This is a genomic window from Lutibacter aestuarii (assembly GCF_042676885.1).
Classification (GTDB): Bacteria; Bacteroidota; Bacteroidia; order Flavobacteriales; family Flavobacteriaceae; genus Lutibacter; species Lutibacter aestuarii.
This window is the reverse complement of sequence record NZ_JBHTIC010000006.1, coordinates 434,590-461,089: the sequence shown is the minus strand read 5'-3', so window position 1 is coordinate 461,089 and position 26,500 is coordinate 434,590. Positions and strand designations below refer to the sequence as shown.

General features: G+C 30.0%; 23 protein-coding genes. 13 read left to right on the top strand and 10 right to left on the bottom strand.

Translation table 11 applies throughout. The features are described 5' to 3' along the window. Window positions 1–33: 33 nt before the first annotated feature. Genes ACFQZW_RS06765 through ACFQZW_RS06750 form a run of 4 tightly spaced genes read left to right on the top strand, consistent with a single transcriptional unit; the run spans window position 34 to window position 7,489 of the window. Window positions 34–3,186, top strand: coding sequence for a SusC/RagA family TonB-linked outer membrane protein (locus ACFQZW_RS06765; protein WP_386781954.1), 3,153 nt, complete (start codon window positions 34–36; stop codon window positions 3,184–3,186). A gap of 13 nt (window positions 3,187–3,199) precedes the next feature. Then, window positions 3,200–4,681, top strand: coding sequence for a SusD/RagB family nutrient-binding outer membrane lipoprotein (locus ACFQZW_RS06760; RefSeq protein WP_386781952.1), 1,482 nt, complete (start codon window positions 3,200–3,202; stop codon window positions 4,679–4,681). 37 nt (window positions 4,682–4,718) lie between these two features. Next, a complete protein-coding gene (locus tag ACFQZW_RS06755) occupies window positions 4,719–6,353 on the top strand; it encodes a fibronectin type III domain-containing protein (protein WP_386781950.1) in 1,635 nt (544 codons plus the stop codon). 44 nt (window positions 6,354–6,397) lie between these two features. Continuing rightward, window positions 6,398–7,489, top strand: coding sequence for a sulfatase-like hydrolase/transferase (locus ACFQZW_RS06750; protein WP_386781948.1), 1,092 nt, complete (start codon window positions 6,398–6,400; stop codon window positions 7,487–7,489). 43 nt (window positions 7,490–7,532) lie between these two features. Here the strand turns inward: ACFQZW_RS06750 and ACFQZW_RS06745 are convergent, their stop codons facing one another. Further along, a complete protein-coding gene (locus tag ACFQZW_RS06745; RefSeq protein ID WP_386781946.1) occupies window positions 7,533–8,294 on the bottom strand; it encodes a class I SAM-dependent methyltransferase in 762 nt (253 codons plus the stop codon). Then, window positions 8,294–9,103 carry a type I methionyl aminopeptidase gene (gene map, locus ACFQZW_RS06740; RefSeq protein ID WP_386781944.1) on the bottom strand — a complete coding sequence of 270 codons (810 nt, stop codon included), beginning with the start codon at window positions 9,101–9,103 and terminating at the stop codon, window positions 8,294–8,296. Before map ends, ACFQZW_RS06745 begins: the two co-directional genes overlap by 1 nt. Window positions 9,104–9,270: 167 nt before the next feature. On the opposite strand from map, the gene ACFQZW_RS06735 reads away from it, so the two are divergent. Next, a complete protein-coding gene (locus tag ACFQZW_RS06735) occupies window positions 9,271–10,539 on the top strand; it encodes an acetyl-CoA hydrolase/transferase family protein (RefSeq protein ID WP_298265366.1) in 1,269 nt (422 codons plus the stop codon). 97 nt (window positions 10,540–10,636) lie between these two features. Here the strand turns inward: ACFQZW_RS06735 and ACFQZW_RS06730 are convergent, their stop codons facing one another. The 6 genes from ACFQZW_RS06730 to ACFQZW_RS06705 form a co-directional block, all read right to left on the bottom strand. After that, window positions 10,637–12,706, bottom strand: coding sequence for a gliding motility protein RemB (locus ACFQZW_RS06730; RefSeq protein ID WP_386781942.1), 2,070 nt, complete (start codon window positions 12,704–12,706; stop codon window positions 10,637–10,639). Window positions 12,707–12,712: 6 nt separating this feature from the next. After that, window positions 12,713–13,291, bottom strand: coding sequence for an acyltransferase (locus ACFQZW_RS06725; protein WP_298265362.1), 579 nt, complete (start codon window positions 13,289–13,291; stop codon window positions 12,713–12,715). 2 nt (window positions 13,292–13,293) lie between these two features. Beyond that, entirely contained in the window at window positions 13,294–14,037 is a 744-nt protein-coding gene (deoC, locus tag ACFQZW_RS06720; protein ID WP_386781939.1) for a deoxyribose-phosphate aldolase, read from the bottom strand. 94 nt (window positions 14,038–14,131) lie between these two features. Further along, complete coding sequence (locus ACFQZW_RS06715; protein WP_298265358.1) at window positions 14,132–14,863, bottom strand: energy transducer TonB; 732 nt, start codon at window positions 14,861–14,863, stop codon at window positions 14,132–14,134. A 264-nt stretch (window positions 14,864–15,127) separates the two neighbouring features. After that, window positions 15,128–15,853, bottom strand: a complete 726-nt coding sequence (locus tag ACFQZW_RS06710; RefSeq protein WP_386781936.1) for an energy transducer TonB — start codon at window positions 15,851–15,853, stop codon at window positions 15,128–15,130. A gap of 217 nt (window positions 15,854–16,070) precedes the next feature. Further along, the gene (locus ACFQZW_RS06705) at window positions 16,071–17,126 is read right to left on the bottom strand and encodes a hypothetical protein (RefSeq protein WP_372801671.1); all 1,056 of its coding nucleotides are present in this window, start codon (window positions 17,124–17,126) and stop codon (window positions 16,071–16,073) included. 118 nt (window positions 17,127–17,244) lie between these two features. Here ACFQZW_RS06705 and ACFQZW_RS06700 point away from each other — a divergent pair, with 118 nt between their 5' ends. The 5 genes from ACFQZW_RS06700 to ACFQZW_RS06680 all read left to right on the top strand — a co-directional run bounded on the left by ACFQZW_RS06700 (window position 17,245) and on the right by ACFQZW_RS06680 (window position 20,414). Then, window positions 17,245–17,826: an RNA polymerase sigma factor gene (locus ACFQZW_RS06700; protein ID WP_298265352.1), complete on the top strand. Its 582-nt coding sequence runs from the start codon at window positions 17,245–17,247 to the stop codon at window positions 17,824–17,826. Between the two features lies 1 nt (window position 17,827). Next, a complete protein-coding gene (locus ACFQZW_RS06695) occupies window positions 17,828–18,550 on the top strand; it encodes a tetratricopeptide repeat protein (protein WP_386781932.1) in 723 nt (240 codons plus the stop codon). 41 nt (window positions 18,551–18,591) lie between these two features. Next, window positions 18,592–19,359, top strand: a complete 768-nt coding sequence (locus tag ACFQZW_RS06690) for a TatD family hydrolase (protein WP_298265348.1) — start codon at window positions 18,592–18,594, stop codon at window positions 19,357–19,359. Next, a complete protein-coding gene (locus tag ACFQZW_RS06685) occupies window positions 19,349–19,831 on the top strand; it encodes a methylated-DNA--[protein]-cysteine S-methyltransferase (RefSeq protein ID WP_298284876.1) in 483 nt (160 codons plus the stop codon). The genes ACFQZW_RS06690 and ACFQZW_RS06685 overlap by 11 nt, the downstream gene beginning before the upstream one ends. Before the next feature lie 76 nt (window positions 19,832–19,907). After that, a complete protein-coding gene (locus ACFQZW_RS06680; protein ID WP_298265344.1) occupies window positions 19,908–20,414 on the top strand; it encodes a DUF3575 domain-containing protein in 507 nt (168 codons plus the stop codon). A gap of 52 nt (window positions 20,415–20,466) precedes the next feature. On the opposite strand, the gene ACFQZW_RS06675 is transcribed toward ACFQZW_RS06680, so the two are convergent. Together ACFQZW_RS06675 and ACFQZW_RS06670 are read right to left on the bottom strand one after the other, a co-directional pair. Further along, complete coding sequence (locus ACFQZW_RS06675) at window positions 20,467–22,008, bottom strand: glycine--tRNA ligase (protein ID WP_298265342.1); 1,542 nt, start codon at window positions 22,006–22,008, stop codon at window positions 20,467–20,469. Window positions 22,009–22,117: 109 nt separating this feature from the next. After that, the gene (locus tag ACFQZW_RS06670) at window positions 22,118–23,002 is read right to left on the bottom strand and encodes a hypothetical protein (protein WP_386781927.1); all 885 of its coding nucleotides are present in this window, start codon (window positions 23,000–23,002) and stop codon (window positions 22,118–22,120) included. Between the two features lie 203 nt (window positions 23,003–23,205). On the opposite strand from ACFQZW_RS06670, the gene ACFQZW_RS06665 reads away from it, so the two are divergent. The 3 genes from ACFQZW_RS06665 (at window position 23,206) to ACFQZW_RS06655 (ending at window position 26,438) form a co-directional block, all read left to right on the top strand. Next, entirely contained in the window at window positions 23,206–23,892 is a 687-nt protein-coding gene (locus ACFQZW_RS06665) for a ComF family protein (protein ID WP_386781925.1), read from the top strand. A gap of 81 nt (window positions 23,893–23,973) precedes the next feature. After that, the gene (locus ACFQZW_RS06660) at window positions 23,974–25,575 is read left to right on the top strand and encodes an Ig-like domain-containing protein (RefSeq protein ID WP_386781923.1); all 1,602 of its coding nucleotides are present in this window, start codon (window positions 23,974–23,976) and stop codon (window positions 25,573–25,575) included. A gap of 65 nt (window positions 25,576–25,640) precedes the next feature. Beyond that, entirely contained in the window at window positions 25,641–26,438 is a 798-nt protein-coding gene (locus tag ACFQZW_RS06655; RefSeq protein WP_298265335.1) for a THC0290_0291 family protein, read from the top strand. Window positions 26,439–26,500: the final 62 nt, after the last annotated feature.

Here is a 26,500-nt window from a genome sequence, read left to right as displayed (position 1 = left end):
TTTGCACCCTAATCAAATTAACAATTAGTAAATATGAAAAAACATTTTAAAAGGAAAATTCTTTTTTCGTTACTTACATTTATATGGGTAACTGGATTTTCTCAAACACTTATTAAAGGTAAAGTAGTAGATGAAAATAATCTTCCACTACCCGGAGCATCCATTGTTTTAAAAGAATCCAAAATTGGTGTTTCTACAGATTTTGATGGTAATTTCTCCATTAATGCAAATACAACATCAGAAACTTTACTCGTTTCTTATTTAGGATACCAAACGCAAGAGTTAAACAATCTTACTTCAGATTTTTTAACCATAATTATGGTAGCCGATGCTCAAAGCTTAAATGAAGTAGTAATTACAGCTTTAGGAATTACAAAAGAAGAAAAGAAAATTGGTTATGCAACACAAAAAATAGAAACAACCGTAGTAAAAGATGTAAACGTCCCTAATGTAGGAAGTTTATTTTCTGGTCAAGTTGCAGGTTTAACTGTAAATAACCCAACAGGTTTATTTCAAGCTCCATCTTTTTCTTTAAGAGGCAAAAATCCTTTAATTGTAATAGACGGTGTGCCTGTTGAAACAGATTTTTACGACGTTTCTCCAAATGATATTGCAGATATCAATGTTTTAAAAGGAACTACAGCCTCTGCACTTTATGGGTCAAGAGGTAGAAATGGAGCCATTTTAATTACCACCAAAAACGCTACCAACGAAGGTTTAGAAATTTCAGTTTCACATAACACTATGGTAACAGCTGGTTTTACAGTGTTTCCAGAAACACAAACTGAATACGGAAATGGTTCTAATGGAAAATATGAATTTTGGGATGGAAAAGACGGAGGTATCTCTGATGGTGATATGATTTGGGGTCCAAAATTTGAGTCTGGTGTAAAAATAGCACAATGGAATAGCCCTATATACGACAATGTAACTGGCGAAACGATTCCTTGGTGGGGAGATGTTTATGGAACTCAATATAACGATAAATCTCGCTATTCAAGAGTACCAATAGATTGGAAATACCACAATAACTTGAAAGATTTCTTAAAAACCGGAGTTATTTCTTCTTCAGATTTTTCTATTTCTCATAAAGGTGAAAAAGGTTCTTTTAGGTTAGCTGGAAATTATTCAAGTCAAACAGATAGAGTTCCAAATGCAAACTTAAAAACTGGAGGACTAAGCTTTAAAGCAAGTACTAAATTATCTGAAGCTTTAACTTTAGACAGTAAACTAGCTTATAATAAAGTTTATTCACCAAACTACCCTAGACACGGATATGGTCCAAAAAATCACATGTACACCATACTAATTTGGATGGGTGATGATGTAAATGGAAAAGAATTAGAAGAACATCAATACATTCCAGGACAAGAAGGTTACAGACAAGCAAATTTTAACTATGCGTGGTATAACAACGTCTATTTTGCGGCACATGAACTTACTCAAACTTACGATGCAAATAACATCAATGGTCAATTAAGTTTAAATTATAAAATTAATGATAATTTGAACTTACAAGCAAGAGGTTCAGCAATAATTAATGACACTTTTGAAGATAGAAAAAGTCCTAAATCATATCTAAATTATGGAGACCCTAGAGATGGGGATTATAAAACTTGGAATAAAAATAAACTCACCGTAGATTATGACTTTTTAGCAAGCTATAATACCTCTATTAATGATAATTTAGCTATAAATATAAATGCTGGAGCTGCAACATACTACAGAAAATATCAACAAGAGTATAATGCTACAGATGGTATTATAGTTCCTTTTATTTATAGTTTAAATAATACAAAAGGAAGTGTAAAAGCTGAAACTTATTATGAAGAAAAAGCAACTAATAGTGTTTATTCAACTTTAGAATTAGACCTATATAATTCAGTATTTTTAACATTTGCTGCAAGAAATGACTGGTCTTCAACGCTGTCAAAAGATAATAGATCTTATTTTTATCCTTCTGCTTCACTAAGTACGTTGGTTTCAAACTATATTGAAATGCCATCAAGCATAGATTACTTAAAACTATTTGGATCTTGGGCAAAGGTATCTAGCGATTTAAACCCCTACCAAATTTCATCATATTATCAAAATTCAGGAAACTTTGGAGGTTTAACACAACTATACTATCCTAATAGTATTGTAAACCCTTTAATTGAACCTGAAAACTCCACTTCTTTTGAATTAGGTTTAAGTGCTGCTTTCTTAAAGAAAAAATTGAAACTTGATTTTACATATTACAATGTTGTAGATTCAAATCAAATTATAAATTTACCAGTATCAAATGCTTCAGGATTTACTAGTAGAAAAGTAAATGGTAATGAATATACCACTAATGGTTTTGAAGTTGTTTTAAATGCTACGCCAATAAATAGGGAAAATTTTAAATGGGATTTAACAACCAACTGGAGTAAAAAAATACAAAAAATAACTAGTATTTATGATAACCAAACTACTTATGGAGACCTTAATTTAAATGATAGAACAGATAGTTATTATGCAACCGTTTGGCAAAAATCAGCTGACGGTAGGTTAATTTTAAATGATCAAGGACTTCCTGTTAAAGATCCATACAAACAATTTATAGGAAACAAAGACCCTAATTGGAGATTAGGACTACAAAATAGTTTTAAGTATAAAAATATGACTTTAACTGTTGGTATTGATGGTGTTTGGGGAGGTTTAATGCGTTCCAGAACTGTTGAAAAAATGTGGTGGGGAGGCAAACATCCTAATTCAACAGAATTTAGAGATGCTGAATATGCCGCAGGAACTCCGGTTTATATTCCTAATGGTGTAAATATTGTTAGTGGAGAATTGATTAGAGATGTTGAAGGTAACATCACTTCAGACACAAGAGTTTATCAAGAAAACACCACTGCAGTTAACTGGCAAACTTGGTCTCAAAACTACCCATATAGAGCCCAAGTAACCCAAGAGGAAAGCAAAAAATTTGCCAATGTATTTGATAGAAGTTTCTTTAAATTAAGAGCGGTATCCTTCAAATATGATTTAACAAAAGAATTAAACATTAATGGAATCAAACATATTGATGTTACTTTAAACGGATACAATCTTTTAGCTTGGAAAAAAGCAGACATTATTGATCCTGATTTTGGGAATGACGATAATCTTCAAGATCCTTCATCGCGTTATATCGGATTTGGAGTTAATATGAAATTTTAAAAAAATGAACAACATGAAAAACACGTTATTATTATTTTCACTTATAATTTTAGTGTCTGTCTCTTCTTGCCAAGACTTATCTGAAATTAATGAAAATCCGAACAATGTAAACGAAACCCATCCGCAACTTTTATTAACCAATATTTCAGAAAATGCTTTTGAAGTAGATGGCACAGGCGCAATGTACGCAGCAAGAATGTTGGTACAAACTGATGGTGAAAATAGAAGTCAATATTACAACTGGGATAGAGCTAGCTTTAACGATTATGATATGTTAGGCGAAGTGACCAAAATGATGGAAGAAGCTCAACGCATAGAAAGCAATGCCTATATTGCATTAGCCAAATTTTTTAGAGCTTATTACTTTTACAACTTAACATTAACCTTTGGAGATATTCCATATAGTGAGGCTTTACAAGGTGAGTCTAATCAAATTTTCACTCCAAAATACGATGTTCAAAAAGATGTTTTTATTGGTATTTTAAGTGAGTTAGAAGAAGCTAATAACTTGTTAGATGGAAATAATGATATTATTTACGGAGATATTATTTATGGTGGAAATGCACTTAATTGGCAAAAACTAATTAATTCTTTTCGCTTAAAAGTATTAATAACCTTATCTAAAAAAGAAAATGATACTGAGTTAAATATCAAAAGTGCTTTTGCTTCCATTGTAAACAATAATCCAATTATGCAATCTAATAATGATAGTGGTCAATTGGTTTTTTTAGATCAAGATGGAAGTAGGTATACCGAATTTAATTCCAGTGGTTATGGATCGGGTATGTATATGTCTTCAACGTTTATTGAAAGATTACAAGATAGACAAGATCCAAGGTTATTTATTTTTTGTGGAAGAACAAAAAATGCCAAAGAAGCTGGATTAGCAATAGACGATTTTAATGCCTATGAAGGTGGTGATCCTTTAGCTCCTTATGCTGAAGTTAATGACAAAGCAGCACAAGGAGATGTTTCTAAAGTGAATTTAAGATACTCTACTGATCCAACTACGGAGCCACATGCGCTTTTAAGTTATAGCGAATTAGAATTTATTTTAGCGGAGGCTTCTGTCAGAAACTGGATTAGTTCAAATGCTGAAACGCATTATAACAATGCGGTTAAAGCTTCATTTCAATTTTATAATACGTTTGCAAAAGGATTTGAAAGCTATGTAGAAAGTTCTGCTGCTGAAGCCTATTTAAATGGCAACTTAGTTTCATTTAATAATGCACTAACAATGGAACAAAAATTAGAATTAATTTTAACTCAAAAATATTTTACTTCATTCTTACAATCAGGTTGGAGAATGTATTTTGATCAATTAAGAACTGGATATCCAAATTTTGTATATCATGGAAATTCAACACCTCCAAATAGATGGATTTATCCAACTTCAGAATATCAACAAAACACCCAAAATGTTTCAGAAGCTATTAAATCTCAATTTGGAGAGGGCAATGATTTAATCCGTGAACTAACTTGGTGGTTAAAATAACTTATATAAAAACAATATCAATTATAAACTTAAAACCTTGGAAGAATATTCTTCCAAGGTTTTAGAATTAATACCAATAAGTATGTTAAATAATAGATTATTACTTTTTTTTAGTTTAATTTCTTTTTTTGTTACGGCTCAAACAAAAGAAATAATTATAGAAGTTCAACCTTATTTACAAGATGCTACACCTTCATCAATAAAAATCATGTGGCAAACTAATGCAAATGAAGAAAGTATTGTTGAATGGGGATTAACACCTAAGTTAGGTAAAAAAACCAAAGGAATATCTTATGATGTAAATTTTACGGAAGCAAGGATTCATGAGGTTAGTTTAAAAGGTTTAAAACGGTTTACAAACTATTTTTATCGTGTAAAAACAGGTAAAACTAAATCTGATATTTTTCAATTTAAAACACCTCCTTTCGCAAAAGATCAAGAATCTTTTAAAATAGTTGCAATGAGTGATATGCAATACGATCATAATCAACCTAATAAATTTTATGAAGTTGTAAATGATGGAATTTTAGAGCTCTTAAGTAAAAATTCTAAAGATAGTTTACCTGATAATTTAGCCCTAGTTATGATTCCTGGAGATTTGGTAGAAAACGGGACTAAATACCATCAATGGAAAGATCACTTTTTTAAACCCGCTGAAAAATTATTTAGCAATGTTCCTGTTTATCCAGTTTTAGGAAATCATGAAAAAAATTCGTTGTATTATTTTAAATACTTTAGCCTTCCTAAAAATGGTAGCCCAGAATATGCTGAACATTGGTGGTTTAAAGATTATGGAAATACGCGAATTATTGGATTAGATTCTAACAACGGCTATAGAAACTCAAAAGAGCAATACAATTGGTTAAAAGAATTATTAGATAAAACTTCACAAGATGATACTATAGATTTTGTTTTTGCCCAATTACATCATCCTCATAAATCTGAGCTTTGGATTCCAGGAGAAGAGGATTTTACAGGAAAAGTTGTAAAACTTTTGGAAGAATTTAGTACTAAAACAGGAAAGCCAAGTATCCATTTTTTTGGACATACACACGGTTATTCTAGAGGGCAATCTAAAGATCATAAACACTTATGGATTAATGTTGCTAGTGCAGGTGGAGCTATTGACAATTGGGGAGAATTTGAAGGAAGAGATTATGATGAATTTACTGTTACACAAGACGAATATGGCTTTGTTTTAGTTGAAGTTGATGGAAATAAAGAAGATACCAAATTCACTATTAAAAGAATAAGCAGAGGCAATACTAAAGAATTTAAAAATAATATAGTAACCGATAGTATTACTATCTATAAAAATGAAAAAAAACCTCTACAACCCCAAGCAGTTTCGCCTAACAATTCAACGGTTTCTATAACAAAAACTGTATTAAAGGCAAATGAATTTGAAAGTAGTTTTAAAAACGCTTTTCATGCAGCTTCTAATTGGCAAGTTGCAACTGACAATGATTTTACATCTGTTATATTTGATAGTTGGAAACAATTTGAAAATTGGTACTACAAAGAGAACAGACAAAAAGATGACGATTTAACTGATGAGGAAATTACTAAACGTTTAACTCCAAATACTACATATTACTGGAGAGTTAGATACAGAGATCAGCATCTAAATTGGAGTAATTGGTCTAAAGTAGCTACCTTTAAAACTGATTAAAACTTAAATCAATAATAAATTTGAAATAATAATTAAACACAACAATGAAAAAAAATATACTATCAATAGCTCTTTTAATATTTAGTTGCGTAGTACTAAATGCCCAACAAAAAGAAACGAATTCAAATGTAATTTTAATAACCTTAGATGGCTTACGCTGGCAAGAATTATTTGGAGGAGCAGATTCTTTATTAATCTCAAATAAAAAATACACTAAAAACATTACTCATTTAAAAGATAAGTTTTGGGCTAACACACCTGAAGAGCGAAGAAAAATTTTATTTCCTTTTATTTGGTCAACCATTAAAGAAAAAGGTCAAATTTATGGAAATAGAAAACATGAAAATAACGTAGATTTAACCAACAACAAATGGTTTTCTTATCCAGGGTATAATGAAATTTTAACTGGAAAAGCTGATGATGAAAGAATTGTAAGTAATAGTAAGTTGCCAAACCCAAATACCACTATTTTAGAAACCGTTAATCTAACTGAAACTTATAAAAATAAGGTCGCTGCATTTACAAGTTGGGATGTTTTTCCTTATATTATAAATGAAACAAGAAGTGGTGTGCCTGTAAATGCTGGTTTTGATATTGCTGAAGAAGAAAAACTAACCGATAATGAAGCTTATCTAAACAAACTTCAAAAAGTCACTCCTAGCCCTTGGGGTTCTGTTCGTTTAGATGTATTTACACATCATTATGCTTTAGAATATATGAAAAAGAACCATCCTAAATTTATGTATATTTCTTACGGTGAAACTGATGATTTTGCACATGATGGAAATTATAGCGCTTATTTACAATCTGCAAATACAACAGATGGTTTTATAAAAGAACTATGGGAGTTTACGCAGCAAGATGATTTTTACAAAAACAACACAACCTTTATTATAACTACAGATCATGGAAGAGGAACAAACCCAATTGACACTTGGAGAAGCCATGGCAAAGATATAGAGGGGGCAGATGAAGTTTGGTTGATAGCTTTTGGAAACAAAATTAAAAGTACAGGTGAACAAACCTATAAAAATCAACTTTATAGCAATCAAATTGCCAGAACCATTGCAGAAATTTTAGGAGTTGAAATTACCGATAAAACGATTGGGAACAAACTAGAGTTTATAACGTACTAAAGTTGTTTTAATAAAAAAGAGAGAGCTATTCTAGCTCTCTTTTTTATTTAGTACAAACTGGTAAAATTTCACCTTTTACCAAACAATATTTAGTTACTAATTCTGAAGATAGTGTTTTTGAATAATCAAGTTCATTTACCTTAAAACCAACTTTTCTCAATCGTTCAAAATAATCTTTGCCATATACACGAACATGGTCGTATTGTCCAAAATGTTTTTTCCGATCTTCTTTTGACGTAATTGAAAAATCTTCATATGTTTTTTCTAAATTTAAATCTTGAGGTATTTGAAAAATCCCCATTCCTTTTGGCTTTAAAACACGATATAATTCGCTCATTGCTTTTTTATCATCTTCAATATGTTCTAACACATGATTGCAAAAAACAATGTCAAAAGAATTGTCTTCAAAAGGCAAATTGCAAATGTCAGCTTTTACATCAGCTAAAGGTGAAAATAAATCTGCTGTGATATAATCTAAGTTTGATTGCTCTTTAAAACGTTTTAAAAAACATTGTTCAGGAGCTATATGTAATACCTTTTTTGATGCAGTAAAAAAATCAGTTTCATTTTTTAAATACAACCAAAGTAATCTATGTCGTTCTAGAGATAATGTACTAGGAGATAAAGCATTTTTTCGTTGTTTTTCATAGCCATAAGGCAAAAATCTTCTAAAACTTTTACCATCAATAGGATCTGTATAAGTAGCTCCTTTTAAATAACACGAAAGTATTGGACGTACCCAATAACTTGCTTTTAGTAATAATGGTCTAGGTATGGTATTTAGTATAAGTTTAAAAAGTTTCATTAAAAATTTTGTCTAAACTCATCTTCCTCATTGCTTTCAATGCCTAATGCTTCGTATATGTATTTGAAAGTTGATAAAAGTTCCGGTTTTCCATTTACAATGGCTACATCATGTTCAAAATGCGCACTTGGTTTACCATCTTTAGTTAAAATAGTCCAACCATCATTTAATTGATTTATATGTTGTGTTCCAAGATTCACCATAGGCTCAATAGCAACTACCATTCCTTCTACAAATTTTTTACCTCTACCTCTTCTTCCATAATTTGGCATCTCAGGATCTTCATGCATATCTCTTCCCAAGCCATGACCTACTAATTCTCTTACAACTCCATATCCATGATTTTCACAGTAATTTTGAATTGCAAACCCTACATCACCAATTCTATTTCCTACTTTAAATTCTCTAATTCCCACATACAAACTCTCTTTGGTTATTTGTAATAATTGTTTTACGTCTTCAGCAACTTCTCCTACTTGAAATGTATAGGCATGGTCTCCATAAAAACCATTTTTTAACGCACCACAATCTATTGAAATAATATCGCCTTCTTCTAAAGGTTTGTCGTTGGGTATTCCATGTACTACTTGCGCATTTGGACTCATACAAAGTGTATTTGGAAAATCGTACAAGCCTAAAAATCCTGGTTTTGCACCATGGTCTCTAATAAATTCTTCTGCTAATTTATCTAAATATAATGTGGTTACTCCTGGCTTAACTTCTTTAGCTAAAATACCCAATGTTTTAGAAACTATTAAAGCGCTCTCTCGCATTAATTCAATTTCTTCACGAGTTTTAATTTTTATCATGTAACTGTAAAATTAGAGTTGCAAAGGTACTTTTAAAAAAAAGAATTTCAAAGCTATGATTTTAGTATTGACTTTATACAAAAAAGCAATTAAAAGTGTGACATTTGACAGCTTTTAAACTTAAAAACCTATTTAAATTTGTGAAAAGAAAAATTTAATAATTAGTTATGTATAAAGCAGTAACTGCCGAAGAGGCCGTAAAAGTTATAAAATCTAATGATAGAGTATATATACAAGCAGCAGCAGCAGCTCCTCAAGTTTTAATTAATGCGATGTCTGCAAGACATGAAGAATTGAAAGGCGTAGAAGTTTGCCATTTACACATTGAAGGTGATGCTCCTTATGCAGATCCAAAATATAAAGACAGTTTTCATGTAAACTCTCTTTTTATAGGTAAAAATGTACGTCATACTTTAAAAGCTGGTAATGGCTCATACACTCCTGTTTTTTTAAGTGAAGTCCCTAACTTATTTAGACGAAATGTTTTGCCTGTTGATGTTGCTTTAATTCAAGTTTCAACTCCTGATAAACACGGATATTGCTCTTTAGGAGTATCTGTTGAAGCTATATTAGCCGTTATTGAAAACGCCAAGCACGTAATTGCTCAAATAAATGATAAAATGCCAAGAGTTCATGGTGAAGGGTTAATTCATATTTCTGAACTAGATACTTTTGTTGAAGAAAGTGAACCCATACACGAATTTCCTACCACCGAACCTACTGAAGTAGAAAGCAAAATTGGTGATAATATTGCTGAACTAATTGAAGATAGAAGTACTTTACAAATGGGAATAGGTTCTATTCCTAATGCCGTTTTATCTCGTTTAGGAAATCATAAAGATTTAGGATTGCACACTGAAATGTTTTCAGATGGAGTTATAGACCTTATTTTAAAAGATGTAATTAATGGTAATTACAAAGGTGTAAATGCTGGTAGAGCACTTACAACATTTTTAGGAGGTTCAAAACGTTTATATGACTATGTTGATGACAATCCATTTATTGAAATGCGATCTTGCGATTATACAAATAACGTCTCTATTATTAGACAAAACCCTAGAATGGTTGCTATCAACTCAGCTATTCAAGTAGATTTGTCTGGTCAAGTTTGTGCAGATTCTATTGGAACTAGAATGTATTCAGGAGTAGGTGGACAAATGGATTTTATAAGAGGAGCTTCTTTAAGTGATGGTGGAAAAGCAATCATTGCATTACCTTCAGTAACTAATAAAGGAATTAGTAGAATTGTACCTTTTTTAAATAAAGGTGCTGGAGTAGTTACTACAAGAGCCCATGTACAATATATTGTAACTGAATATGGCGTTGCTGATTTATATGGAAAAACTATTCAACAACGTGTTGCTGCCTTGACCAAAATTGCACATCCAGATCATAGAGAAGCTATAGAGAGAGAATATTTTGAAGCAACAAGTTAATAGTTGATTAACATCCCTTTTAAGAAATATTCTTAAATTAACTTGTTAAAAAAAGCAGAGTATATTACTCTGCTTTTTTTGTATATTTTTTTGTTTGTTAGAAATCAAAATACCAATTAAATACATCGGTTTTTAAACCAACAGTTATCCACGTAGAATTTGAAGTGTCAAAAGCATTTGTTGGAGCATTTGGATTGAAATCTCTAAATGTAAAACCTCCAAATATTTTTAAATTAGTTGCTGGATTTACCAAATATCCTAATTGAAAATCAGCGATAAAAATATTTGCTTTATTTCCTTGTCCTATATGATTTCCATATTCTGAAGCTCTATCATCATTATCTCTATAAATGTTTCCTCCGTAGCTAAAAGTATCTGTACTGTTTTTATAATCAAATCCTTTTTTACCAAAGAGTACTTTAGCATTGGCAAACCATCTATTTTTTGAATAGCGAGCAATTCCAATTGTTTCATTAAAATTAGAACCCCACAAATGAGCTAAAGGTTGATTATTATGTCCAAAGTTATAATTTAATTCATCGTGAGAGTATGTGTATGGTCTCACTGAATTATATTCGGCTTGTAAATATAAATTGTCAACACCAAATGCATTGTAATACTTTGCGCCAATTTGAATACCATTTTTATTCCCCCACCAACCATCATTGCTGGTCATTTCAGAAACTCGAAACTCATCAATTAATACTTGTGAATATAAAGAAATATCCTTCATTTTATATTTTAAACTAAATCCTAATAACGAATTTCCAGCTCTTGAACCCGAAGAAAACTCAATGGCTGTATAAAAAATAAGCGGATTTAGGTAATTTACATCAAAGCCCCTATCATTTACGTTATCCCAAATAACAGCTTCAAATAAACCTAAATTTAACTTTTTTGATACATTCCAGCTTAAATAATGTATGGCCATAAACTTTCGTTTATAAGCCCCATCAACCGTTAATTCTGGTCTTACATCTTGCATCCACATCCACATATTAGTGTACTTAATTTTCCAAAAATTAGTATTAATTTTAAACGAGGTAAATGGAGAAGCTACATCAGATAAGAACATAGATCGATATCCATCTCCAATGAAATTTTTGCCATGACCAAATTGAAAGTTAAAAAAGTTGTTCGGAGTGTATGAAATGTATGCTTCTGAAACTGGATAGTCATACGCATCAGATTTAAACTCCTTGGCTATTCCTCTTCCTGGAATTATTGCTGGATTTCCTCCATCTGGTTTTATAGACTCCGCATACTTATTCGCATATTCGGCAAAACGTCCTTGACTTTCATAAAAGCTTGCTGAAAAATTGAATTTTTTGCCCAACCCACCATTCACTTGAATTGCTCTAGTATTGTTAAAGGTACTTATTCCTTCGCTATCTTTTCCAACCTGTAAATCAACTATGGGGTCAATTGTAAACCAATAATCTTTTCCCTTAACAAAAGCCATATGTTCATTTAAAAGTTTTTTACTAAACCACATATTTTTGGGTTTCATTAATTTATTTTTTTGAGCATCTAAATCAATATATTGTTTTACTTCAGAAAATAAATAAGGTTTCATTGCAGTATGGGAATTTGAAGCTTGATCTAAATAAGAATCAAACGTAGTATATTCTGCATGAGTAAAAGGAATATTTAGCTCACTTTGATGCTCTGGAAACAGTGTGTTTTTTTGAGTTTCTTTTAAAGTTTCAATATTAGAAATTAATTTTTCTCTTTTTATTTCAGCCTTTTCTTCAACAATTATTTGATTTTCATTTTTATTAAATGGAATACTAAGTGGTAAAACAAATCTCATCTCAACAGGATGGTTGTTATATTTTGCAGGTGTGATAATTGGAAGGGTTGAAAAAACACGCTGCACTTCTTCCTTAAGTTCTTTATAGGGAGAGTTTACATAAATTACTTTTAATTCTCCTTCAGCGGTTACTAAAAAAACGATATTTACCGTTTCTTGAAAATTTTCTTTTTGTAAATTTTCAGGTATTCTAAAGGCATCAATAACTTTATTTTTAACGTTCACTTTAAAACATTTCTCAATTTTAGAAATTTCTAAAGAATCACAATCTTGAAAAACAGGGTATTTTTCTATTTGGGCTGTTACACTAACTGATAACAATAGGAAAAGTAAACTAATAGTAGCTTTATTCATTATCATTTATTTCGAAACTTTTTGAACTTGATTATTTTTTAGTTGATATTTTTCACCGCTTTCAGGGCATATTGCAACACCTTCTTTATTAAAATTTAATCGATGTCCATATTCACTTATCCAACCTATTTGTTTTGAAGGATTTCCAACTACCAACGCATAAGGTAAAACTTTTTTGGTTACCACTGCCCCAGCACCAATAAAGGCGTATTCACCTATTTCATTTCCACAAACAATTGTAGCATTTGCACCAATACTTGCTCCCTTTTTAACAATGGTTTTTTGATACTTACCTCTTCTAACAATAGCACTTCTTGGGTTAATTATATTGGTAAATACCATTGAAGGGCCTAAAAAAACATCATCTTCACAAATAACACCTGAATATATGGATACATTGTTTTGAACTTTCACATTTTTACCTAAAATGACTTCAGGGGAAATGACTACATTTTGACCAATATTACAGTTTTCACCAATTTTTGAATGAGGCATGATATGACTAAAATGCCATATTTTAGTACCAGCTGCAATTTCACAACCCTCATCAATTACAGCAGTTTCATGTGCAAAATAGTTGCTCATTTTTAATACCCTTCTTTACTTGTTCCTCCATCTGCTATTATTTTAGCTGATGATGTTCCAATACGTGTTACACCTAAATTAACCATTTTTACGGCATCATCGTAATTTCTAACCCCTCCAGCTGCTTTTGCTGGTAGTGGTTTTGCATTTTCAACAATTAATTCCATAGCCTCAAATGTTGCTCCGTTAGGTTTACCTCCTTCTGTTTTAAAAAATCCTGTGGAAGATTTTACAAATACTTTAGTTGCATTTTCCTCTCCAAAATTATCTAGAACTACATCTCTTATCAATTGTGTAAGCATCACAATTTCTTTAGTTGTTAAGGCAGCAATTTCTATAATCCATTTTACAACTTTATTATTCTCCAAAGCTAATTTTGTACCTTGAAAAATTTCAGCTTTGACTAAATTAATTTTTTCTTTCTTAAAAGCTTCATAATTTACTACATAATCTAACTCATCAACCTTATTATTTATTGCTTGTTGTGCTTCTTCTAATTTTTGAGAAGTTGTATAGGTTCCTTCGTGAAAACCAATAACTGTACCCACTAAGGTTGTAGAATTAGCTTCTTTTATTATATTATGAGCTAATGCAATAAACTTAGGCCTAATCATTACTAGTTTGAAATTATTTTCAATAGCTTCATTAACTAGCTCTTTAACTCTATTTTCGGTTTCTTCTTCAGAAATTCCAGCTTGGATTGCTGTTTTTAAATATGTTGAATCTAAATATTGGTTAATATTCATCCTATTTTTTTTACTAAAGTAATTAATTATGATACAAATATACTTTAATAATTAGCTTTTGTTTATAAAAAAATCCCGTTAAAACGGGATCTTTTTACTCAACTCTAAAAACAATCGGTAAACCATACCTAACACCTACTGCTCTACCTCGTTGTTTTCCTGGAGTCATTTGAGGCAATAAATTTATTACTCTTATGGCTTCCTCTTGTAATTTTTTATGTGGCGCTCTTGCATGAATATCTGTAATATTTCCTTCTTTATCAATTTTAAACATTACAAATATTTTTTGTATACTGCCTGATGTTAAACCTAAATCTGAAGCCAGTTCTGAATTGAATCTTTTAGCAACAAATTTTGATATTTGATTTGAAAAACATTCTCTTAATTCTGCATTATTGCCCTTACATCCTGGAAAAATTGGCACATTTTCTATAACCACAAAAGCAACATCCTCTACAATATCCTCATCTTCTTCAACTGCTACAATATCTTTATTAATATCCATATTAATTGCTTCCATTTCGTCGGTTTCTGTTGACTCAATAATTGTTTCCTGAATTTCAACCTCATCTTCTACTTTTACTATTTTTTCAGGAATAACAGCTTTTGCTGCTTGAGGTTCTAATACTTCAATTGGTTTAATTTCAATAACTTCTTCAGTATCATCTTCAACCGACATGGTGCCTACTAACTCTTTAACAGGAGTAGGATACGTTTTCATATTGATAAATTCATATACAATAAACAAAGCCAATACAAGACCTAATTGCATTAAAATTTTACTGTAATTTTCTAAAATTGCACTGGGATATTTTTTTACTTCCATGAGATTCTTTATTTAAGATTACACACGAAAAACTAAATATAACTGCTAAAGGCAGGATAGTTTATAATGCAAGAAATTACGGTAGGTTAAGTAATATTGATAACGTAATATCTAGCAAGATAGATTTCATATTAAATTTACGTTTTTTAAACTTGAAAAACAATGTTTTAAGATAAAATCATTTATATACTTAAAAAGCATCTAAATTTTTATAAATATTTAACCTTAAGATAGTTAAATAATGTTTTTATCAAAAAAAATTTATTACTCAATTTTAAATAGTATAGGTAATGCATATTTAACAACTACTGGTCTACCTTGTTGTTTACCAGGTTCCATTTTAGGCAATAAATTAATAACTCTAACAGCTTCTATTTGTAGTTTTTTATAAGGAGCTCTGGCTTGAATATCAACTACATTGCCATTTTGGTCTATTTTAAATAGTGTGTGTATTTTTTGAATTCCTGGGGATAAACCTAGTTCAGATGCAATATCCGTATTAAATTTACTATTGATATATTTGCGTATTTTATTAGCAAAACAAGCTTTTTTCTCTTCATTAGTTCCTTTGCAACCTGGATATAAAGGGACTTCTTCTAAAAATACAAAATCGACCTCATCATTAGGATCAAATTCTTCAGCTTCTTTTACATCTTCTAAGTTGGTAATATCTACGGGAGCTTCCGGATCAATATTTTCAAAAAAGAATTCATCAATTTCTGCATCATTGTCTTCTTTTTTAATAATTTCTGGAATTATTTTTTTAACAATCTTTACTTCAGGTTTGGGTTGTTCTCTATTTATATCTACTATTTGTTCTTGCTCGTCAATAAAGTTTCTTTCAATACCTGAAATGTCTTCAAAATCTTTAGCATACGATTTATTTTGAATTAAAACATAAACCACAAATAATGATAAAACTAATCCTAATTGAGTAAATAATCTGCTGTAATTTTCTAAATTTGCTTTTGAGTGTTTTTTGGTATTCATAATGTATAAGGTTTATTTTATCCTTTTGTTATGAACTGCTACTAATTAATTGTTTTTAAGTGGAATTGAGAAAATTAATTATAAAGCAATTGATAATTTTGGATAACTGTTAAAATTATGTTAACATCAAGAAACATACCAAAAAAGAAGCTGTCCAATTGGACAGCTTCTTTAAAGCAATTAACCTATTTCTAACTAATCTATAATTGCAATATTTTTATGGTAATCCGTTAATTAAAGCTTCTAAAGCTGGTTGACTTATTGGACTTAAACTTGTTATTACCTCTATATGATCTTCAACAATTGTAGTTCCTTGGATAGCATAATGCAACTGGCCATCAATTTCAGCTACCATAATGATATGAACTTCCATTCCAACAGGGATTAACCCATAATGCTCAGTAAACATCTCCAATTCGGTATTATATACATCCATTCTAGCTAAAGCTGTTGGTTCTCCATCATAAGATAAATACACTGCACAGTTATCTTGATTAAACTCATTAGGAACATCGATAAAAAGTTCTGTTTTAGCTCCAACGAAATTGTACCATCTGTCAAGATTAGTCCATCCAAAATCTCCAATATCATAATTATAAGTTGCAAATTCTCCGTCAGCACCTTGTCCGTCTCTTATTTTTGCATCATCAGTTTGACCATCACCATCTTCATCAGCTTCAACCCAATCACAGGTTGCATCAATTCCATCACAATCATTATCTAATCCACCAGCTCTAAATATTTTCATACCTCCATCTAAATCTGCAAAATCTACAGGTTTACTTGTTACTTCAGCCATTACTAATAGTTCTAAATCATTGTTAGCTTGTTGCGCATTTATAAAAAACTGTCCTGCAGATTTTAACGCTTCTTTGTCTCCATTTGCTTTTTCACCCAAAGTTGATCTGTTTTTAAGTACCATAGAGGCTTTATCATAAATTTCTATTAATTGAACTTTCACATTTCCTGTAACCGGAGTTCCGTTAATTCCAAAAGAGTTTGGTGCAAAAGTTACTTGTGTTCCTTGACTTCCTGTAATAACTCCTCCTGTAGAAGCATCTAAAGTAAATTCTTGCAGAACATCAACCCTATTATTATAAAATCTTTCTGCTAATGCGTCTCCATCAGGTTGAGGTTGGTAAGGTGCATCACCATTATCGGTCACACAACTTGTAAAAAAAGTTAATACTGATACAACTACTATGTTTTTAAAAAATTGGCTCACTCCTTTACTATTATTTAAGTTTGTGATGTTTTCTTTTTGTGTTTTCATAATTATTCGTTTTTAATTGTTTTTAAATTTGTTTTACACTTACATATCAACTCAATTATTTTTTTGTTACCCTTGTTTCTGAAAAAAAAATTAAATTAGCTCTCTATAACTTTAATAAATGAACCAAAAACCACACGAAGACCATATATATATTGAAGCGTTGCTGAAAAATGATAGTAGAATACTTTCTAAAATTTATGAGAAGTATTCTTATAAAATTGTGGCTATGGTTAAAAAAAATAACGGAAATGCAGACGATGCTCAAGACATTATTCAGGAAACTTTAGTAACTATCTACCATCAAGCAATTGAAAAAGGATTTATACTTACTTGCCCTTTTGATGCTTACTTTTACTTATTGTGTAAACGAAAATGGCTAAACGAACTTAAAAAAAGAGGAAATAAGAAGGTAACAATTTTAGAAGATATTACATCTATTAGTGAAGAACAAAAACAACAAGTTGAAGAAACCGAATTGTTTGAACAACAACATCAACTTTTTGAGTCAAAGTTTAAAGAATTAGGCATAAAGTGTCAAGAATTATTAAAAGCATCATTTAAAATAAAGTCGATGGAAAAAGTTGCTGAATTTTTAGGAGTTTCTTATGGATATGCCCGTAAGAAAAAATCGCAATGTATGGGACAATTAACAAAACTTGTTAAAAATTCAACTGAGTTTCAACAACTAAAAGAGTATTAAAATGGAAGATGAAAGATATATAACATTTGAAAATTATTTAACCAATAAACTCTCTAACGAAGAACTTAAATTATTTGAAGAGAAAATTCAGTCAGATGTTGATTTTAAATATGAATTTGAAATTTATAAAGCCTTAAACTCATCTTTAGCCTCAAAGTTTAGCAATGAAGAAAAAGAACAAGAACTTAAAAAAACATTAACTAGTTTAGGAAATAAACACCTTAAAAAAGAAACCAAAGTAATCTCATTATTCAATTATAAAAAATTAATGGTAGCGGCAAGTATTGCATTACTAATTGGATTCTTTTTATTTAAAAATGGAGACCCTGTTTATAGTGATTTTTCTAACCATCATAAATTAGAGCTAGTTGTTAGAAGTGAAAACAACCAAGCAATTTCTAAGGCTGAAGCAGCTTTCAATTCTAAAAATTATAATGAAGCTCTAGAACAACTAAACACCTTATCTCAAATATATTTAAATGATACTGAAATTTTATTATACAAAGGAATTTGCTTATTAGAACTCAATAATTTTTTTGAAGCCGAAGCTATTTTCGATAAAATAAGTAATGGAAATTCAGCATTAGTTAACCAAGCAATTTGGTATAAAGCGCTTAGTTTATTAAAACAAAAAAAGTATTTGGAATGTAAAAAAGTATTAAAAACAATTCCTAAAAGTGCCGAAGAGTTTAAACAAGCTAAAAAATTATTAAGGAAATTGTAACAACTACTTTTTACTTTTAAGCTTTATCTTACTTTTGTATCATGATAATTACCGATACACATACACACTTATATAGTGAACAATTTGATGAAGACAGAAATGAAATGATACAACGAGCTATAGATGCTGGTGTATCTCGTTTATTTATTCCTGCCATAGACTCCACTTATTTTAACGCAATGTTAACTCTAGAAAAACAGTATCCAAAAAATACTTTTTTAATGATGGGACTACACCCTACACATGTAAAAGATAACGTAGAAGAAGAATTGGCTTTTGTAAAAAAGCAATTAAATAAAAGAAATTTTTACGCAGTAGGTGAAATAGGCATCGATTTGTATTGGGATAAAACATTTTTAAAACAGCAACAACACGCTTTTAAAACACAAATAAACTGGGCAAAAGAAAAAAACCTTCCAATAGTTATTCATTGTAGAGATGCTTTTGATGAAATTTTTGAAGTTTTAGAAGAAGTTAAAGATGAAAGATTAATTGGAATATTTCATTGTTTTACTGGAACATTAGAACAAGCAAAAAAAGCAATTTCGTTCAACATGAAATTAGGAATTGGTGGAGTTGTAACTTTTAAAAATGGTAAAATAGACCAATTTTTAAACCAAATTCCTTTAAATCACATTGTATTGGAAACAGACGCTCCTTATTTAGCACCCTCTCCTTTTAGAGGAAAAAGAAATGAAAGCAGTTATATTATCAATGTTTTAAATAAATTAGCAGATATTTATAACTCAACTGCTGAAGAAGTTGCTGAAATAACCACACAAAATTCAAAAAAGATATTTGGAATCTAAACCAACTGCATATTATAAAACACCTATTGGAACAGCCAAAATTATTGGAGATGAAGACGGAATTATAGCTGTTACAGTTTTAGATAATGAAATTGAAACCTCTAAAAATATTCCTAACTGTTTAAAAGAATGTATTCAGCAATTAGATGAATATTTTAAAGGAACTAGAACTACTTTTAATCTAAAATTAAATCCGCAAGGAACCAGTTTTCAAAAAAAAGTTTGGAAAGAGTTATTGAATGTCCCATTTGGAAAAACACGAACTTATTTGGAACAAACCAAAAAAATAGGAGATCCAAAAGCTATTAGAGCTGTTGCTTCTGCTAACGGAAAAAATCCAATTTGGATTGTAATACCTTGCCATAGAATAATTGGAACTAACGGATCATTAACTGGGTATGCTGGTGGATTATGGAGAAAAAAATGGTTGTTAGAACACGAAAATGGAAGCAAACAACAATCTTTATTTTAACCACCAAAAATTTTAAATATTTTTATTTTGGTTTAATTATTGATAGTACATTTGCTTTACAATTAAAAATTATCGTATGAAAAAAATACTACTTCTTCCTTGTTTATTTTTAACCCTTACAGTTTTTGCACAAAACAATTCAAATTCAACTCCAAAAAAACACGAACTTAAATTAAATGTAGGTTATACCTTAGCAGAATTACCTGAAATTACTTACGAATATATATTAAGTGATGAGTCTGCTATTGGAACAAGTGTAACTTTTGGTTTTAATGAAGATGATTTAAAATTTGCGTTAACACCTTATTATAGATTTTACTTTGGACAAAAAAAAGCCGCGGGTTTTTTTGCAGAAGCTTTTAGCATGTTAAATGTAGTGGAAGACGAAATTTATTATTTAGGAGCTTCTAAAGTTACAAATACTGAAACTGGGCTTGCCCTAGGTATTGCCATTGGCGGAAAATGGATAACCAACAATAATTGGCTTTTTGAGCTCTATTTTGGGGTTGGTAGAAATATTATAAATAATGAAAGTATTGACGGAGTTCCAAGAGCTGGTTTAACACTTGGAAAAAGATTTTAACCAAAAAAAGCCTTGCTAATGCAAGGCTTTTTTTGGTTTGAGTTAAAACTGATTACATTTTCATCAACCAATTTTTTACATCTACTTCTTTTTTAATTATTTCTTTAAGTTCAGAAATTTTTACTCGTTGTTGTTCCATTGTATCTCTATATCTAATGGTAACCGATTGGTCTTTTAATGTATCGTGATCTACTGTAATACAAAATGGTGTTCCAGCAGCATCTTGTCTTCTATAGCGTCTTCCAACAGCATCTTTCTCGTCATAATCAACATTAAAATCCCATTTTAATTCATCAACAATTTGACGTGCAATTTCTGGCAAACCATCTTTTTTTACCAATGGTAAAACAGCTGCTTTTGTAGGAGCCAATACCGCAGGTAATTTAAGCACTGTACGCGTTGTCCCATTTTCTAATGCTTCCTCTTGTAAAGAATTAGAAAAGACTGCTAAAAACATTCTGTCTAAACCTATGGAAGTTTCTACAACATAAGGTACATAACGCTCATTTATTTCAGGATCAAAATATTGTAATTTTTTTCCAGAATATTTTTCATGACTCGATAAATCAAAATCTGTACGAGAGTGTATTCCCTCCAACTCTTTAAATCCAAATGGAAATTTAAATTCTATATCAGCCGCAGCATCTGCATAATGTGCCAATTTTTCATGGTCATGAAAACGATAATTTTCAGCGCCCATTCCTAAAGATAAATGCCATTTTAAACGTGTTTGTTTCCATTCCTCATACCATTCTTTTTGGGTTCCAGGGCGAACAAAAAATTGCATTTCCATTTGTTCAAACTCACGCATACGGAAAATAAACTGACGCGCAACTATTTCATTTCTAAATGCTTTTCCTGTTTGAGCTATCCCAAAAGGAATTTTCATTCTACCTGTTTTTTGAACATTTAAAAAATTAACAAAAATACCTTGAGCTGTTTCAGGACGTAAATACAAATCCATAGCAGTGTCTGCAGAGGCGCCTAATTTTGTTCCAAACATTAAATTAAACTGCTTTACATCTGTCCAATTTTTTGAACCAGACAACGGACAAACAATTTCTAATTCTTCAATTAAAGCTTTAACATCAGCTAAATCTTCATTTTCTAAAGATTGTCCCATTCGCTTTAAAATAGCTTCTCCTTTTTCTTTGTATCCTAAAACTCTTGGGTTTGTTGCTAAAAATTGTTCTTTATCAAAGGCATCTCCAAATCTTTTTTGAGCTTTTGTAACTTCCTTTTCAATTTTAGCGTCAAGTTTTCCAACATAGTCTTCAATTAAAACATCTGCTCTATATCTTTTTTTAGAGTCTTTATTATCAATTAAAGGATCGTTAAAAGCATCTATATGGCCAGAAGCTTTCCATGTTGTTGGATGCATAAAAATTGCGGCATCTAACCCAACAATATTTTCGTGCATTTGCACCATTGCTTTCCACCAATAGTCTCTTATATTTTTCTTTAATTCTACACCGTTTTGCGCATAGTCATATACTGCGCTTAAACCATCATAAATTTCACTAGATTGAAATACGTATCCGTACTCTTTTGCGTGTGAAACTACTTTTTTAAATTGATCATCTTGATTTGCCATGCTGCAAAAATAGGAAAGGTTTTAGTAGAAAAAAATAAAAAAGTGGAAATAGCCAAAACTATTTCCACCCATTTAACATTAAACAATTATTAAATTGGAGTTGTCTTCTTTACTTTAACATTGCTTTTGTTGCTCCAACAAATTTATTGTCTATAAAAATATTTACTGTATAAACACCTTTTTCAATATTGTCTCTATTCACTTCTACTAAAGATATTACATCTACCGATTCGTTTAAATAGTTAATTGTGGTGTTATCACTATAAGTTATTGAAGTTCCGCCGGTTAAAATTAATTCTCCTTTGCCTGCAATAGTATTTCCTTTAGAATCTACTATTTGAACGTAAACTTGACGTTCACCTTGCTCTGAAATTTCATTTTTTCCAACCGTAAAGTTAATTCTAAAAGCATCTGTATTTCTTGATCTTGAAGTTTCAACTAATTTACCACTTGAACGTTCTCTCATGGCAATCACTTTTGATGTACTTAACTTTAATACTGAACCAATAGCAACTTTTTCTGCTAAATTTAAATTTTGCATAGATAACGTGTCATTAATTGCTATTTGATTAGATATTTTAACATTTGCACTGTCAAGATTCATTGCTAATAGTTGATTTTGTCCTGTTAAAGAATCGTTTAAATAAAATAAACGTCGGTTTGTTTCCTCTAAATTGGCAATTTGTTTTTTATAACGTCTCATTAAGCTATAATTAGTAGCTTTCATATCTTTTACAGAATCTCTTAAAGCTATAATTCTGTCACGTTCTATAGCTAATTCATTTGACATAGAAGTTTTTTGCGCAATAGCATCCTCATACTTCACTATCATACTATCTAAATTTTGCTCAATCTCTTCTTTTTCCTCTTCAATTGCATTGGTTAGTTTTGTGTACTCACTTCTATTATAAAGAGTATATGCCACTACACCTATTAACAATAAGGCTAATATTATAACTATTACCTTGTTGTTTGATTTTTTGTTTTCTTCCATTGTTTGAATATTTTAGTATTACAATTTAACGCAAAAAATGCGAATAAATTATAATAAAATTAACAAATATTTTTGAGGTAACTATTTTAATAGAGGTGCTATAAATTTACAAAAACCTGTCTAATTATCATAATCTTATTTTAAAATATTTATGCTTATATTTTTTTAATTAAATTTAAATTCTTTATCAAAAAAGATTTGCTATGATTTTTTTAAATGAAATACTTTCTATTTTTTATCCAAAATTATGTTTGGGTTGCTACGAACCTTTAACAACTCATGAAAACTTAATTTGTATTAATTGTAGACATGAGTTGCCATTGACAAACTTTAGTTTTGAAAAAAGTAATTTAGTTGAAAAAGCATTTTATGGAAGAATTCCTATTGAAGGTGCTACTGCTTTATGTTATTTTTTAAAAAAAGGAATCATTCAACAATTAATTCACAATTTAAAATATAAAAATCAACAAGAAATTGGGAAACTCTTAGGCGGCTGGCTTAGTGAAGAAATGCTACAAAGCAACAGATTTAATACTATAGATTATATAATTCCTGTTCCGCTTCACAAAAAAAAGCTTAAAAAAAGAGGTTACAATCAGGTTTCTGAATTTGGAAAAAGCCTGTCTGAAAACCTTCAAATTCCCTATTCCGAAAAAATTTTAACTAGAATTTCGTCAACTAAAACACAAACCAAAAAATTACGCTTTGAAAGGTGGAAAAATGTAAGCGAATTATTTTTTGTAGAAAATCCTGCTGTATTAAATAATAAACACATTTTATTAATTGATGATATTATTACTACCGGTGCAACGCTTGAAGCTTGTTATTTAGCCTTAAATAAAAGCAAAAACATTAAAATTAGTATTGCGTGTATGGCTTATACTAAATAAAAGAACATAATTTACAATACTCCTAATTTTAGTGCGTTTTTTAAATAAAATAATTGTTATTTTGTAACCAAAAAACAACTTATGAGGCATTCTTTATTAAAGTTTATCGCTGTGATTGTATTCACAAGCTTATTTTTTAATTGCGCTAGAAGAGGTACTCCTACAGGTGGTGATAAAGATAGTATTCCTCCAGTTTTAATAAAAGCAATTCCAGCTATTGAAACAACTAATTTTAAAGAAACCAAAATAAGAATATATTTTGATGAATACATTAAACTTAAAGATGTAAAAAAACAACTGGTCATTTCACCTCCTCAAAAATACGATCCAATTATATCTCCAGTTGGAACCGCAAGCAAGTTTATTTCAATTAAAATATTAGACACATTAGATCAAAATACAACTTACGCTTTTAATTTTGGCAATAGTATTGTAGATAATAATGAAGAAAATGAATTAGGTAATTTCAAATATGTTTTTTCTACAGGTAATTATATTGATTCCTTAAACTTATCAGGTAAAGTAATCGATCCAATGGTTAAAGAAATGGTTTCAGGCATAGATGTTATGCTCTATGAATATAACGAAACCTATACAGATTCAATTATTTATAAAGAAAAGCCTCGTTATATTGCAAACACCTTAGATAGCACTTTATTTGAACTTACAAACCTTAGAGCTGGAAAATATTTATTGATAGCTTTAAAAGATGCCAACGGAAATAAAATTTACAATCCTGAAATTGATAAAATTGGTTTTATTAATGATACAGTAACCCTACCAACTGATAAAAGTTACAATTTTAATATTTTCAAAGAAATTCCTGAACTAAACGTTATTAAACCAAAAGAAGTTAATAAAGGTCATGCCATATTTGGTTTTTTAGGAAATGCTAAAGATTTAAAAATTGAACTTCTAACCAAAACTCCAGAAAATTTTAAATCGCAAATTATTTACGAAAAAGATAAAGACACTATAAATTATTGGTACACTCCATTTGAAACAGATTCATTAAATTTTATAGTCTCAAAGGATGAATTTTACCAAGAATATACTTTTAAACCAAGAAGCTCTAAAATTGATTCGTTAAAAATTCAAAAAAGCACCAATAGTGTTTTACACTTGTTAGACACCTTTTCCATAGCAACTAACACCCCAATTGTAGCTTTTGATAAATCCAAAATTAAAATTATTGATCAAGACTCTACTGCAGTAGAATTTACACCAATTTTAGCACCTTCTAAAAACAAATTATACCTCAATTTTGATAAAAAACACAATAGCGAGTATAATTTTGAGTTATTACCTAAAACAATTACAGATATTTATGAAATTTCAAATGATACCTTATCTTTTAAATTAAAAACAAAAACCACTGAAGATTATGGTATTATTAATGTTAATTTATCTGCAAGTAAAAAAACAGCTTTAATTGTAGAACTTTTAGATGATAAAAATAATTTAATTAGAACTTCTAAAGTTAAAGAGCCTCAAGTTGTGAAATTTGATTTTTTAAATCCTGGAAATTATACTGTTAGAGTTACTATTGATGAAAATGGAAATGGCATTTGGGATACTGGAGACTTTCTAACAAAAAAACAGCCTGAAGTTGTAAAATATTTTGATGAAATAATAGAGTTGAGAGCCAATTGGGATGTCAACCAGCCTTTTAATTTAGATTAGTTTTTATTTAATTATGGTATTTCTTTAAGTTTTTATTACATTTGAATCTCTAAATTTTTTCTTTTTTGAATAAAATTATAAAAATAACAACCTCAATTCTATTACTATTATTTTCAATAAATAGTAATGCACAAGACGAAGCTAGTCACGAAGTGGGCTTTATTTCAGGATCAGCATCTTTCACAACAGATTATGGGCAACGAAATCACTTAAAAAGTAATGTAGCTGGTAATATAGGTATGGGGGTTGGTGTAATTTATTACTTAAATTTTACTGATTATAGGTATCGATGGAATCAAAGAACTAGCTATTTTGCTGAACATTTTAGAGTAAGAGCTGAAGTTTCGTATATGTCTGCAGAATTAGATCATTTTGGGAAATGGGTTGATGAATCTAAAACTACACCCGAAGCAGATAAATTACGTGCAATGCACGGAGAAACTAAATTGCTTAATTTAGGAGCGCAGTTAGAATTTCATATTGTTGATATTGTAGACTTTGGATCTAGAAGAATTCCAGATTTAAAATGGTCTCCTTATTTAAGTGCTGGTTTAATGGTTGATTTTTACAATCCATCATTAAAATCTGATTTAGGAGATTGGGAAGCAAATCCAAATTTACTCTATCCTAAATGGGCTGTTCCAGGGGCTACTAAAATGAAATCTAATGTGACGGGTTCTGCAACTTTAGGAATTGGAACTAGACGTAAATTAGGTGAATATTCTGATATTTTAATAGAATCTCGTTGGCAATATTTCTTTTCAAATTATGTAGATGGATTAAATGCTAAAAATGATCCTGCTAACAAATATAACGACTGGTTATTATGGGTTCATGTAGGATACGTTTACTATTTAAACTAAAATATATTCTCAATAAAAAAGGAGCTTTTAAAAGCTCCTTTTTTTATATTTATTTTTAAGGT

Excerpts from the sequence above, each read along its gene's own strand:
- ACFQZW_RS06715 (WP_298265358.1), bottom strand. The coding sequence starts at position 14,863 with ATGGAAGTAAAAAAATATCCCAGTGCAATTTTAGAAAATTACAGTAAA.
- ACFQZW_RS06660 (WP_386781923.1), top strand. The coding sequence starts at position 23,974 with ATGAGGCATTCTTTATTAAAGTTTATCGCTGTGATTGTATTCACAAGC.
- ACFQZW_RS06765 (WP_386781954.1), top strand. The coding sequence starts at position 34 with ATGAAAAAACATTTTAAAAGGAAAATTCTTTTTTCGTTACTTACATTT.
- ACFQZW_RS06735 (WP_298265366.1), top strand. The coding sequence starts at position 9,271 with ATGTATAAAGCAGTAACTGCCGAAGAGGCCGTAAAAGTTATAAAATCT.
- ACFQZW_RS06695 (WP_386781932.1), top strand. The coding sequence starts at position 17,828 with ATGGAAGATGAAAGATATATAACATTTGAAAATTATTTAACCAATAAA.
- map (WP_386781944.1), bottom strand. The coding sequence starts at position 9,103 with ATGATAAAAATTAAAACTCGTGAAGAAATTGAATTAATGCGAGAGAGC.
- ACFQZW_RS06730 (WP_386781942.1), bottom strand. The coding sequence starts at position 12,706 with ATGAATAAAGCTACTATTAGTTTACTTTTCCTATTGTTATCAGTTAGT.
- ACFQZW_RS06710 (WP_386781936.1), bottom strand. The coding sequence starts at position 15,853 with ATGAATACCAAAAAACACTCAAAAGCAAATTTAGAAAATTACAGCAGA.
- ACFQZW_RS06700 (WP_298265352.1), top strand. The coding sequence starts at position 17,245 with ATGAACCAAAAACCACACGAAGACCATATATATATTGAAGCGTTGCTG.
- ACFQZW_RS06725 (WP_298265362.1), bottom strand. The coding sequence starts at position 13,291 with ATGAGCAACTATTTTGCACATGAAACTGCTGTAATTGATGAGGGTTGT.
- deoC (WP_386781939.1), bottom strand. The coding sequence starts at position 14,037 with ATGAATATTAACCAATATTTAGATTCAACATATTTAAAAACAGCAATC.
- ACFQZW_RS06745 (WP_386781946.1), bottom strand. The coding sequence starts at position 8,294 with ATGAAACTTTTTAAACTTATACTAAATACCATACCTAGACCATTATTA.
- ACFQZW_RS06690 (WP_298265348.1), top strand. The coding sequence starts at position 18,592 with ATGATAATTACCGATACACATACACACTTATATAGTGAACAATTTGAT.
- ACFQZW_RS06675 (WP_298265342.1), bottom strand. The coding sequence starts at position 22,008 with ATGGCAAATCAAGATGATCAATTTAAAAAAGTAGTTTCACACGCAAAA.
- ACFQZW_RS06665 (WP_386781925.1), top strand. The coding sequence starts at position 23,206 with ATGATTTTTTTAAATGAAATACTTTCTATTTTTTATCCAAAATTATGT.
- ACFQZW_RS06760 (WP_386781952.1), top strand. The coding sequence starts at position 3,200 with ATGAAAAACACGTTATTATTATTTTCACTTATAATTTTAGTGTCTGTC.
- ACFQZW_RS06670 (WP_386781927.1), bottom strand. The coding sequence starts at position 23,002 with ATGGAAGAAAACAAAAAATCAAACAACAAGGTAATAGTTATAATATTA.
- ACFQZW_RS06750 (WP_386781948.1), top strand. The coding sequence starts at position 6,398 with ATGAAAAAAAATATACTATCAATAGCTCTTTTAATATTTAGTTGCGTA.
- ACFQZW_RS06680 (WP_298265344.1), top strand. The coding sequence starts at position 19,908 with ATGAAAAAAATACTACTTCTTCCTTGTTTATTTTTAACCCTTACAGTT.
- ACFQZW_RS06705 (WP_372801671.1), bottom strand. The coding sequence starts at position 17,126 with ATGAAAACACAAAAAGAAAACATCACAAACTTAAATAATAGTAAAGGA.